The organism is Bacillus sp. NH11B (assembly GCF_001884205.1).
Classification (GTDB): Bacteria; Bacillota; Bacilli; order Bacillales; family Bacillaceae_G; genus Bacillus_A; species Bacillus_A proteolyticus.
In genome coordinates, this window is sequence record NZ_MAOG01000026.1 from 1 (window position 1) to 14,806 (window position 14,806).

Annotated in this window: 16 protein-coding genes, 1 tRNA gene, 1 other RNA gene and 1 other annotated feature; of the genes, 4 read left to right on the forward strand and 14 right to left on the reverse strand. The window is 37.1% G+C overall.

All coding sequences use genetic code 11. From position 1 onward, the window contains the following. Positions 1-196 precede the first annotated feature (196 nt). From BAU27_RS06330 to tadA, 7 genes are all read right to left on the reverse strand, one after another. On the reverse strand, positions 197-466 hold the full coding sequence (locus tag BAU27_RS06330) for a pro-sigmaK processing inhibitor BofA family protein (RefSeq protein ID WP_001089266.1): 270 nt from the start codon (positions 464-466) through the stop codon (positions 197-199). A 222-nt stretch (positions 467-688) separates the two neighbouring features. Continuing rightward, positions 689-910 carry a YaaL family protein gene (locus tag BAU27_RS06335; RefSeq protein WP_071744325.1) on the reverse strand — a complete coding sequence of 74 codons (222 nt, stop codon included), beginning with the start codon at positions 908-910 and terminating at the stop codon, positions 689-691. A gap of 14 nt (positions 911-924) precedes the next feature. Continuing rightward, entirely contained in the window at positions 925-1,521 is a 597-nt protein-coding gene (recR, locus tag BAU27_RS06340) for a recombination protein RecR (protein WP_000559165.1), read from the reverse strand. Positions 1,522-1,535: 14 nt separating this feature from the next. Continuing rightward, on the reverse strand, positions 1,536-1,862 hold the full coding sequence (locus BAU27_RS06345; protein WP_170956690.1) for a YbaB/EbfC family nucleoid-associated protein: 327 nt from the start codon (positions 1,860-1,862) through the stop codon (positions 1,536-1,538). A gap of 25 nt (positions 1,863-1,887) precedes the next feature. Next, positions 1,888-3,576, reverse strand: a complete 1,689-nt coding sequence (gene dnaX, locus BAU27_RS06350; protein ID WP_071770408.1) for a DNA polymerase III subunit gamma/tau — start codon at positions 3,574-3,576, stop codon at positions 1,888-1,890. A gap of 132 nt (positions 3,577-3,708) precedes the next feature. Then, positions 3,709-3,973, reverse strand: an RNA gene (gene ffs, locus BAU27_RS06355) — signal recognition particle sRNA large type. Positions 3,974-4,052: 79 nt separating this feature from the next. Further along, the gene (gene tadA, locus BAU27_RS06360) at positions 4,053-4,553 is read right to left on the reverse strand and encodes a tRNA adenosine(34) deaminase TadA (RefSeq protein ID WP_071744327.1); all 501 of its coding nucleotides are present in this window, start codon (positions 4,551-4,553) and stop codon (positions 4,053-4,055) included. A 107-nt stretch (positions 4,554-4,660) separates the two neighbouring features. Here tadA and BAU27_RS06370 point away from each other — a divergent pair, with 107 nt between their 5' ends. The 3 genes from BAU27_RS06370 (at position 4,661) to BAU27_RS06380 (ending at position 6,632) form a co-directional block, all read left to right on the forward strand. Continuing rightward, complete coding sequence (locus tag BAU27_RS06370) at positions 4,661-5,200, forward strand: cysteine hydrolase family protein (RefSeq protein ID WP_071770409.1); 540 nt, start codon at positions 4,661-4,663, stop codon at positions 5,198-5,200. Between the two features lie 125 nt (positions 5,201-5,325). Continuing rightward, the gene (locus BAU27_RS06375; RefSeq protein WP_071744330.1) at positions 5,326-5,961 is read left to right on the forward strand and encodes a deoxynucleoside kinase; all 636 of its coding nucleotides are present in this window, start codon (positions 5,326-5,328) and stop codon (positions 5,959-5,961) included. 2 nt (positions 5,962-5,963) lie between these two features. Beyond that, positions 5,964-6,632, forward strand: coding sequence for a deoxynucleoside kinase (locus BAU27_RS06380; protein ID WP_001053582.1), 669 nt, complete (start codon positions 5,964-5,966; stop codon positions 6,630-6,632). A 35-nt stretch (positions 6,633-6,667) separates the two neighbouring features. Here BAU27_RS06380 and BAU27_RS06385 read toward each other — a convergent pair whose 3' ends face one another. From BAU27_RS06385 to guaB, 7 genes are all read right to left on the reverse strand, one after another. Further along, positions 6,668-7,060 (reverse strand): sigma factor-like helix-turn-helix DNA-binding protein, encoded by a 393-nt coding sequence (locus BAU27_RS06385; protein WP_000364207.1) that lies wholly within the window; start codon positions 7,058-7,060, stop codon positions 6,668-6,670. 166 nt (positions 7,061-7,226) lie between these two features. Further along, positions 7,227-7,319 (reverse strand) — tRNA-Ser (locus BAU27_RS06390). Between the two features lie 154 nt (positions 7,320-7,473). Further along, positions 7,474-8,748 carry a serine--tRNA ligase gene (serS, locus tag BAU27_RS06395; RefSeq protein WP_071744332.1) on the reverse strand — a complete coding sequence of 425 codons (1,275 nt, stop codon included), beginning with the start codon at positions 8,746-8,748 and terminating at the stop codon, positions 7,474-7,476. Between the two features lie 51 nt (positions 8,749-8,799). Then, positions 8,800-9,020: a binding site (T-box leader), on the reverse strand. A 54-nt stretch (positions 9,021-9,074) separates the two neighbouring features. Next, positions 9,075-9,665, reverse strand: a complete 591-nt coding sequence (gene pdxT, locus BAU27_RS06400; RefSeq protein ID WP_071744333.1) for a pyridoxal 5'-phosphate synthase glutaminase subunit PdxT — start codon at positions 9,663-9,665, stop codon at positions 9,075-9,077. 19 nt (positions 9,666-9,684) lie between these two features. Next, entirely contained in the window at positions 9,685-10,572 is an 888-nt protein-coding gene (gene pdxS / locus BAU27_RS06405; RefSeq protein WP_000186161.1) for a pyridoxal 5'-phosphate synthase lyase subunit PdxS, read from the reverse strand. Between the two features lie 159 nt (positions 10,573-10,731). Continuing rightward, entirely contained in the window at positions 10,732-12,042 is a 1,311-nt protein-coding gene (locus BAU27_RS06410; protein WP_175546525.1) for a D-alanyl-D-alanine carboxypeptidase family protein, read from the reverse strand. A 113-nt stretch (positions 12,043-12,155) separates the two neighbouring features. Further along, positions 12,156-13,619 (reverse strand): IMP dehydrogenase, encoded by a 1,464-nt coding sequence (guaB, locus tag BAU27_RS06415; RefSeq protein ID WP_000264087.1) that lies wholly within the window; start codon positions 13,617-13,619, stop codon positions 12,156-12,158. 115 nt (positions 13,620-13,734) lie between these two features. Here guaB and BAU27_RS06420 point away from each other — a divergent pair, with 115 nt between their 5' ends. After that, entirely contained in the window at positions 13,735-14,736 is a 1,002-nt protein-coding gene (locus BAU27_RS06420) for a YaaC family protein (RefSeq protein ID WP_071770410.1), read from the forward strand. Positions 14,737-14,806 lie beyond the last annotated feature (70 nt).

Sequence of the window (14,806 nt, forward strand, 5' to 3'; positions counted from 1 at the left end):
AATAAAAATTGACGTTTCACGTTGTTTGTTTCGTTTAGTTTTCAAAGTTCAACATCGCGTTTCAGCGACTTTTATAATTTAACATTTCGAGTTAAATCTGTCAACAACTTTTTTCTTTCGTTCCTGACGACGCTTATTAATTTATCATATTAATGATTGATAAGTCAACGCTTTTTTAAAAAATGCCAAAATAATTTTATCTTGGCATTATATATAGCTTAATAATTACCAATGCAGCAACACCCGGAACCCCTAATAAACTCGATACAGTAGCTGTTCCTATATTAATCGGAATATGAAAATCAAAATATGAACCTGCTACATTCACTCCGAATAATAACGCTATACCTAAAGTAACATGAAAGAGGGCTTTTCCTATAAAACGTATTGGTTTGGATGAAACACCAAAAACAAGAAAAATAAAAACTAAAGAAAGAATACCAACAATAATAATTGTAGAATTCATTTTTTCCTCCTTATGAATGACCTATACATATTTATTTGTATGGGACAAGACAATAAAAAAGAACATATAAGCATAACTCCTATCACTTCATCTCCCTAAAATAGATCCTACGCATACCGGCTATCAACTAATTCCACCCCTCCTTTCAATTAACGCTGTACTACCGTCAACAAACTTGAAGATAAAAAGTAAAAAGGTCCTGCTTCAATAAGCAGGACCTTTTTACCATTGTTCCATCTTCACAGGACGACGCTTCGCTTCTTTTAACAAGAAGAAATATTTCGCCTCTGCTATTTTCAAAGAACAAAGTACATCTGGAGATGGTTCTACACTTTGTTCAACCATTCTCTTCTGTCGTAACCATTCATTCTTTACTTTTTCCAATAGTACAATTAACTTATCATCGTACTCTTTACGCAATTTACCCTTTTTTTGAAAGAACATTTTTGTTTCTCCTCTTATACTTCTCTGCGGCCTTCTAGCGCTTTCGACAGTGTCACTTCATCTGCATATTCTAAATCTCCACCAACCGGTAGACCGTGTGCAATACGAGTTACTTTAATACCTGTAGGCTTTAAGAGGCGGGATATATACATCGCTGTAGCTTCCCCTTCAATATTAGGGTTTGTTGCTAATATCACTTCTTGTACCGTTTCATCTTGCAGTCGCTTTAAGAGTTGTGGGATATTAATGTCTTCCGGTCCAATTCCCTCCATTGGAGAAATCGCACCACGTAACACATGATATACACCTTGATACTCTTTCATTTTTTCCATGGCAATTACATCTTTCGGCTCTTGTACTACACAAACAACCGATTGATCTCTATGCGAATCGTCACAAATATAACAAGGATCGCGGTCAGTGATATGCCCACATACAGAGCAATACGCTAAATCTCGCTTCGCATTCACAAGTGCTTTCGCAAAACCTAACACATCATCTTCTTTCATATCTAATACGAAGAACGCCAGTCGAACCGCTGTTTTCGGTCCGATTCCTGGCAATTTCATAAAACTATCAATTAATTTTGATATCGGTTCTGGATAATGCATATATCAATATCCTCCTAGAACATTCCACCTGGTAAGTTTAAGCCTTTTGTAAATTTACCCATTGTAGAATTTGAAAGTTCGTCAGCTTTTTTAAGTGCATCGTTCGTTGCAGCTAATACTAAGTCTTGTAACATTTCGATATCTTCTGGATCTACAACCTCTTCTTTAATTTTCACTTCAAGAACTTGCTTATGACCATTTGCAATAACAGTAATCATTCCGCCACCAGCTGTACCTTCAACTGTTTTTTCACCAAGCTCTTCTTGCGCCTTTGCCATGTCCTTTTGCATCTTTTGCATTTGTTTCATCATGTTATTCATATTTCCCATTCCGCCACGCATCATAATTAATTCCTCCTAATTATTATTACTCTTTTATTTCGATAAGTTCTTGCCCTACTAATTTTACAGCTTCTTCTATAAGAGGGTCTTCTTTTTGTTCTGGGCTTTCTTCAGAATCCCCGCCTTCGCGTTGTAAAAAGTCTTCGCGAATTTTACCCCATTCACTTTTTGGGATAGCAATCATGTTTAACCTTTTACTTAGCAATTCAAAAAGAGTCTGTTCCAATGTATCCATCGCTTCTCGATTTTCACTTGCCATTTTACAATGGATTTCATATTGAAATGCTAACACATAAGTATCATCTGAAGCTGCTACCGGCTCACTATTTTCTAATAAAACAGCAAACGCTACTTTGTTATATGACTTGAGTCGTCCTAACAACTCACCCCATACAGCTTTTAACTGTTCTAAGTCTTGACGCTTTGCTTGCTTTAACACTTCATTCACGCGTCCGACAGGAATTTTCATACTTCCTGTTCGTACTGGTTTTGGTGTCGCACGCGTCTCTCTTACTTCCTGCTGTACACCAGCTGGCACACCATTCTTTTTAACTTGCTCTAACTCTTTCTCCAATTGCTGCATCCTGTTCATAATTGCTTGCAAACGATCTGTACCATTTGCCTGCATCATAAACTGTTGACACAATTGCACCATAACAACTTCTAAGAAAATCCGTGGATGGTTTGTCCACTTCATCTCCTGTTGTCCCTTACTAAGGGTATGAATAATTTCATAGATTACTTCCGGTTGCATTTCTTCACTTAATGTACGGAATTGATCATCTACAATTACCCTTTCCAACATATGTTCTAATTGTGGTGAAGTTTGATATAAAAGCATATCACGATAGTAGTAAATGAAATCCTCCATAAAACGAACTGGATCTTTCCCCTTACTCATCATTTCATCTATAATACGTAATGCTCTTGATACATCATTTTCACGTATACATTCTACTAAGTTACCTAAGTATTGTTGAGAAACAGAACCCGTTACAGCTAAAACATCTTCACTCGTCACAGTCTCATCACTATAAGAAATCGCTTGGTCAATCAAACTTAATGCATCACGCATACCACCTTCAGCGGCACGTGCGACGATTTGTAACGCTTCATCTTCTACTTGTGTACCTTCATTTGTCACAACCGTAGATAATCTCTCAACGATATCATTTACTGATATTTTTCGAAATTCAAAGCGTTGACAACGTGAAATGATTGTCGGTGGAATCTTATGCGGCTCTGTTGTCGCCAAAATAAAGATAACATGTCCTGGCGGCTCCTCTAACGTTTTTAAAAGCGCGTTAAAGGCACCCATAGAAAGCATGTGGACTTCATCAATAATGTATACTTTATATTTCACAGCACTTGGAGCATATTTTACTTTATCTCTTATATCTCGAATTTCATCTACACCGTTATTTGAAGCCGCATCAATTTCTAATACATCTGAAATAGATCCTTGTGTAATTCCTAAACAAGAAGGACATTCATTACAAGGTTCAGCTACCGGAGCATGTTCACAGTTAATTGCTTTTGCAAATACTTTTGCAATTGTCGTTTTCCCTGTTCCCCTTGGACCAGAAAATACATAAGCATGTGAAACTTTCTCTTGAAGAAGGGCATTTTGCAACGTTTTTGTCACGTGCTTTTGACCGACTACATCTCCAAACTTTTGCGGTCTCCATGTTCGGTATAACGCTTGGTATGACACGAAAATACGGCCTCCCTCAAAGGTTATTATCTCATTTATTATAACCCATTCTGTTTATAGATTCCAAAAGTTATTTTCTATACAAAAAACCCACCTTAGTATTAAGGTGAGTTTTGTATACATATATAACTGCCGTGCACCTTCTGTCGATTACGTACCATAAGCGTTACTCAAGCAGTTAGCTCGGTTCAGGCACTCCTGCGGCACACGAGAAGACCCGCTTATTGCTGCTTCCTTCCGGACCTGACAAGGTTCACGGGGTCCCGTTGCGCAGGACCCAAACGTCAACACCACTTACTTAAGGCAGACCTTACAGCAACATAACCTCGAGAAGGGATTCGGCCTCGCTAGAGCGGATTGCGAGTATAGGGCACCGCTACCTCCCCGCTTAGCACGGCAAAGTTAAAACCAATATTCGGTTGCCTTCATTAAAGACATTATCAGTATAACTTGTTTTTTTACAAAATGCAAATACGTTAGTTCGTATTACTTTTCTCTAATTTTTTCGCTTCTTTTCTTTTCTTACGAAGCTCTCTAAAAAAATTCGTTAACAACGTACCACATTCTTCTTCTAGTACACCAGCCACCACTTCGCATTGATGATTAAAACGCTCATCGGTTAAAAGATTCATTAATGTACCTGCACATCCACCTTTCGGATCGCTCGCACCATATACAACCCTTTTTACGCGTGATAATACAATTCCACCTGCACACATTGGACAAGGTTCTAATGTTACATATAATGTTGCATCTTCTAAGCGCCATGTCCCTAATTTTTTGCATGCCTCATCAATAGCTAACAACTCAGCGTGAGCTATTGATCTTTGCTCAGTTTCCCTTAAATTATGAGCAACACTAATTACTTCACCATCTAACACTATAACTGCACCAATTGGTACTTCTTGTATTGCCTCTGCTTTTTTAGCCTCTTCTATTGCTAACTGCATAAAATAAATATCTTGATCGTGTTCCATACCATAGTCCTTTCATTACAAATAAAGTACACTTATTTCCATTTACTACACATGGGATAACTTTTACAAATTCAATCCACCCTAAGAAAAAAGAGAGGGGATTACATATGAAGAATACTGCCTTACTCATTATCGATATGATTAATGACTTTCAATTTTCACACGGTCCCACCCTAGCCAAAAAATGCGAAATTATAACAAATCCTATTTTACAATTAAAGAAAACAATGAAATCCTTTGGCTACCCCATAATTTATATTAATGACCATTATCAACTTTGGAGATCTGATATTGACCAACTGATTACTCATTGTACAAATGAGTATAGTGAAAATATCATTCATAAGATTGCTCCAGATTCTGATGATTACATTTTTATTAAACCACATTACTCTGCTTTTTATGAAACACCTTTAAATTCTTTATTAGGCTATTTAAAAATAGAAAATCTAATATTAACAGGAGTCGCTGGGAATATATGTATCCTCTTTACAGCTAACGATGCTCATATGAGAAATTATACACTGTATGTACCACAGGACTGTATTGCCTCTAATCACGATCAGGATAACCTGCATGCTTTAAAAATAATGGAAGCCACATTAAAAGCAAATATAGTACCGTCATCTCAAATAAAAATTAATTAATACATATATCTATTTTCTAACTTTTTATATCAAATTAACCCGCTCGCTCCCCTCTTGTGCTACAATAATTCTGTTTTGTGTTTTTAGTAGTCACGGTAAATCACTGGTTGAAAGGAGGAAACAGCGTGACCGGAGTACCATTTATCACGGTTGAAGGACCAATTGGTGTTGGAAAAACTTCACTTGCGAAGGAAATTTCAACTCACATGCAACTCCACTTACTAAAAGAGATTGTTGATGAAAATCCTTTTTTAGGAAAATTCTACGAAGACATCGACGAATGGAGTTTTCAAACAGAGATGTTCTTTCTTTGTAATAGATACAAACAACTAGAGGATATTAACATAAAGTATTTGGATCAAAGGAAGCCTGTAGTAGCAGATTATCATATATTCAAAAATTTAATTTTTGCATCCCGTACATTAAAAGATTCTCAATATGACAAGTACATGCAAATTTATCGTATCCTTACTCAAGATATGCCTGTACCAAATGTCATCGTTTATTTAACAGCGAGCCTAGAAACATTACAAAAACGAATTGCGATGCGCGGAAGAGAATTCGAAAAAAATATGGATCCAAATTATTTGCTACAGCTTACAAAAGATTACGAGACAGCAATGGATGCTTTCAAAAAGGACCATCCAGATATTCCAGTATTGAAGTTTAACGGAGACGATATGGATTTTGTAAGAAATCCTGATGATTTAAATGTCATCTTATCCACTCTTCAAAATACTCTCTTGAAGGAGTCGAAATAATAATGAATTTAAGGCAAAAATATGATATACCAAATGATGCAGTTATCACTATTGCTGGAACAGTAGGTGTCGGTAAATCAACTATGACAACTGCATTAGCTAACGCTTTAGGTTATCGTACATCTTTCGAAAAAGTAGATTCCAATCCATATTTGGACAAGTTCTATGCTGATTTCACACGCTGGAGCTTTCACTTACAAGTATATTTTTTAGCAGAACGATTTAAAGAACAAAAAAGAATTTTTGAATATGGTGGCGGTTTTGTCCAAGACCGTTCTATTTATGAGGACACTGGTATTTTTGCAAAAATGCATCACGAAAAGGGTACAATGACAGAAACTGATTATGAAACATACAAAGGTTTATTTGATGCTATGGTCATGACTCCTTACTTCCCACATCCAGACTTATTAATTTATTTAGAAGGTTCTTTCGATGATATTGTCGACCGCATCCAAGAACGAGGACGTCCAATGGAACAACAAACACCAATTGAGTATTGGAAAGAGATGCATGGACGTTACGAAAATTGGATTAATGACTTTAATTCATGCCCTGTTTTACGACTAAATATTAATGAATACGATATTTTAAAAGATGGCGATTCAATCGAACCAATCATTAAAAAAATTGGCCATTTTTTAAAACAAACACGTAAACTTGTAAAATAAAAAACCCGTGCATATGCACGGGTTTTCCTATTAAATTACTTCTTCTTTGTTGGAGCAATAATTTCACTCTCAGGTTTTCCAGCGTTAATACGCTGACGAACAGTACTTGTACTAATATCATATGTTTCAGCAATCTCTTTAACAGTCATTTCTTTCCCGTTAATTACTGCTGTTAATACTTTACCTGTACGTTTTGGAGCTGCTTCTTTCTTTACAGCTGGTTTTTCAACCTTTTTTGGTACCTCTACTTTACTCGCAACTTGTTTTACATCACAAGTACAACCACAAAGTTTACGGAATGTATCATCGCTTATAATGCGTGACACGTTTGCACCACTGTTTAAAATTCTATTGTTCTTACAGACAGGACATTGTACATAATATAAAGTTTTTCCATCTAAAGGAAACGTTTGTATAATAAGATCCATGTTGACTCCTTTCATATCTATGAAGATAATCATCGGAATATGAGTGTGTAATAAGGACAAAATCGCCTTACACCATACTTTATGATTGGTTTTAAAATAAAAACTCGTTACGTGTTGGTAACGAGTTCTCCAATCTCCACTTATATGCGCTGTTGTCAATTATATCTGGAGGAGGTAGAGGGATTCGAACCCCCGCGCGACTCTCGCCGCCTGTCGGTTTTCAAGACCGATCCCTTCAGCCAGACTTGGGTATACCTCCATATTGACATCAAATATAATATCAAAAGAAAAACAGTTAGTCAACCCTACTAAAATAAATTATGAGGAAAGGAAAATTTTACTTTCCCTCTCCTACATTATAGTAATGACAACGCTCATAATTACCAATCACTCATACCGATGAATGTTTAAATTTACTTAATAACTGTTTTTCCTCCCATATAAGGGCGAAGAACTTCTGGAATTATAATTGTACCATCTTCTTGCTGGTAGTTCTCTAAAATAGCTGCAACCGTACGTCCAATTGCAAGACCAGATCCGTTTAATGTATGAACATGTTCTGGTTTTCCGTTTGGCTCGCGACGGAAACGGATATTTGCACGTCTCGCTTGGAAAGCCTCGAAATTACTACAAGAAGAAATTTCACGATATGTGCCATAGCTTGGAATCCATACTTCAATATCGTATTTCTTCGCTGCTGTAAAGCCTAAATCTCCTGTGCACATGCTCATAACGCGATATGGCAACTCTAATAATTGTAACACGCGCTCTGCATCATTTGTTAATTTTTCTAACTCTTCGTAAGAATCTTCTGGTTTCACGAACTTTACAAGCTCAACTTTATTAAATTGATGTTGACGAATTAAACCACGTGTATCGCGACCCGCAGAACCTGCTTCAGAACGGAAGCAAGAGCTAAATGCAGCATATCGTATCGGTAATTGCTCTTTACTTAAAATCTCATCACGATGCATATTCGTTACAGGTACTTCAGCTGTAGGGATTAAGAAATAATCTTCGCTTTCAATACGGAATGCATCTTCTTCAAACTTTGGAAGTTGCCCTGTTCCTGTCATACTTGCACGGTTTACCATATAAGGAGGTAATACTTCCTCATATCCATGCTCGTCAGTATGAAGATCAAGCATGAAACTAATTAAAGCACGTTCTAGTCTTGCACCAGCACCTTTGTAAAATACAAAGCGACTTCCTGTTACTTTCCCAGCACGTTCAAAATCTAAAATCCCTAAATCTGTAGCAAGATCCCAATGTGGTTTTGGCTCAAAAGTAAATTCTTTCACTTCTCCCCAATCACGTGCTACTACGTTATCATCTTCTGTTTCACCTACTGGAGCAGATTCATGAGGGATATTTGGGATAGATAGCATTAATCGCTCTAAATCTTCTTCAACTGTACGAAGCTCATTATCAAGATCTTTTACTTTTTCCCCAACTTCACGCATTTCTAGAATTAGAGCTTCCGCATCTTTCTTTTCACGCTTTAATACTGAAATTTGTTGAGATACTTCGTTACGTTTACTTTTTAGTTCTTCTGTTTGAACAAGTAGCTCTCTTCTTCTCGTATCAAGTTCCTCAAAGCGACCAAAATCTGTTAAATCTTCGCCTCTATGCTGTAATTTTGCTTTTACTTCTTCAAAATTCGTACGTAAAAATTTAATATCAAGCATTATATACTCCTCCTTTTATTTTATAAAACACAAAAAACTCCCGTCCCTATACAAAGGGACGGGAGTTAACCCGCGTTGCCACCCTAGTTGAAAGCACTACCGCTTTCCTCTCAAGTAGAAATAACGGCTCTTCACCGGGAATGCTTACTAATCCAAAGATATTCCACATTCCATTCCAGGATGGATTCACAAACTGTTTCTATCGATTTCCACCAACCATCGACTCTCTATAAGAAACAACATCTGTTACTACTTCCTATCAACACGCTTATTTTATAAAATTGTTACCATCAATTTACTATAATCTTATACAAGTTGCAAGTTACTTATACAACTTTTTTCATTTTCGCCTCTTTTACCATTTCGACAAAGTATGCTGTTACACGATGATCGTCCGTTAATTCTGGATGGAAAGAAGCAGCTAAAAACTGATTTTGTCTTACCGCTACCATTCGATCGCCATGCGTAGAAAGTACCTCCACATCATCAGCTACATTTACAACATACGGAGCACGGATAAATACACCAACAAAGTCTTCCCCCACACCTTTCATTGAAAGCGCGGCTTCAAAGCTATCTTTTTGACGTCCGAACGCATTGCGCTCGACTGTAATATCCATAGCACCAATATGTGCTTCTTCATAGCCAATCAGTGTTTTCGCAAGAAGAATCATTCCTGCACATGTACCAAACATTGGTTTACCAGACTTCGCAAATGTACGAAGAGGCTCCATGAAAGCATACTTATCAATAAGACGGCGCATTGTTGTACTTTCACCGCCTGGTAAAATAAGACCATCAATCTCTTCAAGTTGTTCTATACGCTTTACAACCACAGCTTCTGCACCACTTGCTTCAACTGATTTTACATGCTCACGAACTGCACCTTGAAGACCTAGTACACCGATTTTCACCATTTTAAAGAATCTCCTTTAATTACCACCCACGCTCTTGCATGCGTTGTTCTGGTAATAACGTTGAAATTTCGATACCCTTCATTGCATTACCTAATCCTTTAGAAAGGCTTGCAATTAGTTCGTAATCTTCATAATGAGTCGTTGCTTCAACGATTGCACGTGCAAATTTCTCTGGGTTCTCTGATTTGAAGATACCAGATCCAACGAATACACCATCAGCACCAAGTTGCATCATTAACGCTGCATCTGCTGGTGTTGCTACACCACCTGCTGCAAAGTTTACAACTGGTAAGCGACCAAGGCGTTTAATTTCAAGTAGTACTTCATAAGGAGCACCAGTATTTTTTGCATATGTCATTAACTCATCTTCACGTAGACTTGCAACTTGACGGATTTCTGCATTGACTTGGCGCATATGACGCACTGCCTCTACAATGTTTCCTGTTCCTGGTTCGCCTTTTGTACGAAGCATAGATGCACCTTCTGCAATACGACGTGCAGCTTCTCCGATATCACGGCAACCACATACAAACGGAACTGTGTAATCACGTTTATTTAAATGGTATACTTCATCAGCAGGAGTTAATACTTCACTCTCATCGATATAGTCTACCCCTAATGATTCTAATACACGTGCTTCTACAAGGTGACCGATACGGCATTTTGCCATAACCGGAATTGACACAGCACCCATAACTTCTTCAACAATTGTTGGATCTGCCATACGAGAAACGCCACCTGCTGCACGAATATCTGCAGGTACACGCTCTAATGCCATAACAGCAACTGCGCCTGCCTCTTCTGCAATCCTTGCTTGCTCAGCGTTAATTACGTCCATAATAACGCCGCCTTTTTGCATTTCTGCCATTCCACGTTTTACACGTTCTGTCCCTGTTACATTTGTCATGTACAAAAACCCCCCTAGGTGAATTGCTTTCCCCGTTAAAGAAGAAAATTAAGAATACTCTTACATTCTACCACTAACTATCTGATGCTTGTCCACTACTTTTTCATAAAGTCGGTATGAAAAATAGGAATAAGAAAAAGCTCCTACAATGAGGAGCTTTTAAAACCAACCTTTTACTGTATCAACAGCACTATTCCACATACCACCAAAGAAAGAACCAATTCCGCGCATAGAACGTGTAAACCAACCTGCTTCTTCTACTTCAGATTTTGTTACAAGGTCAACTTGCAATGATTTTCCTGATAAAAATCCAGGATCATTACCATCTTTCGGCGTTATTACCATTTGGCCAAGTGAACCTCCCTTTTTAATAGGTGCTTCTTGTCCCTTATTTCCTTCTTTAAATTCTGTTTTATAAACATCTTTACTTCCTTTTGGCACTGGAAGTGAAACAGCTTGTCTCGTTTGAACTGCTACATCTTTATCTTTCGCATTTTCTACTCTTACTGTTTCTTTTCCTTTGACCGAAGAACCTTTTTCATACATTTTCTTTATTTCAAAATTAGCAAATCCATAATCATATAATTTCTTTGTCTCATCAAATCTTGCTGTATGAGAGTTTGTTTTAATAACTACAGAAATGAAACGCATACCATTTTTTTCAATCGTACCAGTGAAACAATCTCCTGCTTCTGGAGTTGATCCTGTTTTCAGGCCATCTACGCCTTCATATTCCTTAATTAGCCCTTTTAACATCCAGTTCCAGTTAGACATTTCGATTCGATCCGGAGTACCTTCACGGAATACTTTTTTTGAAATTTTTGCTATGTCTAATGTTTTAGGGAAATCTTGAATAAGACGTTGTGCTAAAATTGCTACATCTCTCGCAGACATTTTATTTTCTTCATCTGGAGTTGTCCCTTCAGGATGGTGTCCCTTTAAATCTTTGTTCGTTAAGCCTGTAGAATTTACAAACTTATAATTTTTTAATCCAAACTCTTTCGATTTATCATTCATCATTTTTACAAATTCTACTTCTTTTCCAGCAACCGCTTCAGCTAGCGCTATTGTTGCACCATTAGCAGAATAAATGGCCATTGCTTCGTATAACTCTTTTACTGTATAAGACTCACCGTTTCGTAGAGGCACATTCGATAATGAACGATCTTGCGAAATGTTATACGCATATTCAGAAACCTTAACTTTCTGATCCCATTTTAGTTTCCCTTTCGCAACTGCCTCGTTCACTAGGTATTCACTCATCATTTTTGTCATACTAGCAATTGATAATAACTCATCTGCATTTTTTTGATATAAAATTTTCCCAGAATTCGCTTCTACTAAAATTGCCGCACCTGCTTCAATGTTTAAAGCGGCTCCTGTTTCTGCTGATGCATTGCTATATGGTACAAGCATGCTACAAGCTATTGTAAGCACTGTTACCAACGCAATGAATCTTTTGCAAAACATACCTTTCACTTTTGCTACCCCCAATATCTATGTACTCACATAACCGTTATTCTAACATAATCAAAAAAAAATAGACAGAGATATCAAATCTCCGTCTATTTACATATAAGACATTATAATGAGTAGTTTGGAGCCTCTTTTGTAATCTGCACATGGTGAGGATGGCTTTCACGTAAACCAGCACCCGACATACGAATAAATTGTGCATTCTCACGTAAGAATTCTAAATCTTGTGCTCCGCAGTATCCCATACCTGCACGTAATCCACCAACTAATTGATGAACTGTATCTGCTAAAGGTCCTTTATATGGTACTCGTCCTTCAATACCTTCTGGAACAAGTTTTTTGTTTCCTTCTTGGAAGTAACGATCTTTACTTCCTTTTTCCATTGCTCCAACAGAACCCATTCCACGGTATACTTTAAATTGACGACCTTGGTAAATTTCAGTTTCTCCAGGGCTTTCAGCTACACCGGCAAACATACTACCTAACATAACAACGTGTGCTCCTGCCGCTAAAGCTTTAACCATATCACCAGAGTACTTAACACCGCCATCTGCAATAACTGGAATGCCGTGTTTACGAGCTTCAGTCGCACAATCATAAACTGCTGTTAATTGTGGTACACCAACGCCAGCTACAACGCGTGTTGTACAAATAGAACCTGGTCCGATACCAACTTTAACAACGTTTGCACCAGCTTCAATTAATGCTTTTGTTGCTTCAGCTGTAGCAACATTTCCAGCGATAATGTTTAATGATGGATATTTTGCACGAACTTCTTTTACTTTTTCAATAACGCCGTGAGAGTGTCCATGAGCTGTATCAAGTACAATTGCATCTACGCTTGCTTTTACTAATGCGTCAATACGAAGCATGGCATCCGCCGTTACACCAACTGCCGCTCCAACTAATAAGCGTCCTTGCTTATCTTTTGCAGAGTTTGGAAATTCAATTACCTTTTCAATATCTTTTATTGTAATAAGCCCTTGTAATACACCGTTATTATCAACAAGAGGGAGCTTTTCAATTTTATACTTTTGTAGGATCTTTTCAGCTTCTTCCAGTGTAGTACCAACTGGAGCTGTAATTAACTGTTCTTTTGTCATTACGTCAGAAATTTTGATTGAGTAGTCTTGGATGAAACGCATATCACGGTTTGTAATAATACCGACTAATTTTCGCTCATCTAAATTATTTACAACTGGCACACCTGAGATACGATATTTTCCCATAAGGTGTTCTGCATCGTATACTTGATGTTCTGGAGTTAAAAAGAAAGGATCTGAAATAACGCCGCTTTCAGAGCGTTTTACCTTATCAACCTGCTCTGCCTGTTGTTCAATAGACATATTCTTATGAATGATTCCTAAACCACCTTGGCGAGCCATTGCAATGGCCATATCAGCTTCTGTTACTGTATCCATTCCTGCACTAATTAACGGGATGTTTAGCTGTAAGCTTTCAGATAAAACTGTTTTAACACTTACTTCTCTTGGTAATATATCTGACCTTGCTGGTACAAGTAATACATCATCAAAAGTCAAACCTTCTTTAACAAATTTAGATTCCCACATAATTGTTCCCCCCATGATACCAGAAATTATTATTAGTAGCTTATCAATTGGTTAAAATACTGTCAAGGACGTATATATATGTTAGAATTTTTAGACAATAAAAGGAGCGTAATATATGCATCATACATCTTGTGCTTGGCAACAATTAAGTTTCTTCTTTTCATCTCAAAATGTACAACATTATCTTGCCCGTTGTTATGAAAAATCCTCGATTCAAGATGCCGAAAAAAAAAGTTTTGAAAATTGTTATCCGTTTATTTATTACTTAGAACACGGTAAAAATTATTATGAATTATATAAGACAGCTCCATTTTCCATTCAGCCAATGTTGTTATTTTATGGAATGGGTCAACTTTTTAAAGCCTGTTTATTAACCGTTAATCCAAACTATCCCGAATCAACAACTGTTTTAGCACACGGGGTGACGACCCGTAAGCGAAAAAAACAGGGATATCAATTTTTAGAAGATGAAGTGAAAATACAGAAAAATGGACTATTTACTCATGCCGCAGAACAACTGTTTCACATGAAACACTTGGAAACAGAAAAGTTTAACATGTTAGAGTTACTGGGGAAAATTCCTGAGTTACAACATTTATTTCGTTATAGTCAAAAAGGAACAACATTATATAAAATCAATTCAACAAATAAAAATGAGCTCTCCTTTCCAGTCAACATACTAGATCGATTACATATGACTAAAGAGAGATTTTCTCGTTATATTGAAACAACTTGTAAACACTTATCAATACAACACGTACCTGAAAAAAATGATGCATCGAATGTATTTTTTTCAGCGCCTATTCAATCATGGAATCCTATGTATAGTACTCCTTTATACCATGAACAGCTTTCTAATACTTATTATTTACCACTTACGACTGACCCTAGAAATCCTAAACCCGTATTACCCGAACTTCTCGTTCATTATTTATTGCTCTATAATTTAAGCATGATTTCTAGGTATGAAACGGATTGGTGGTATGACTTACTTGGAAGCTATGGCTCTGAAGACTACCCATTTATTTATCAATTTCTTAATATTTCTGCTCAAAAAATCCCTTACTATATTTCAGCGTTTTTACTAGCAGAACCGGGCCTATTTCATGGGAAATAAAAAAACACAAGTCAAAAGACTTGTGTTTTTAGTTGCTTGGCGACGTCCTACTCTCACAGGGACAAGGTCC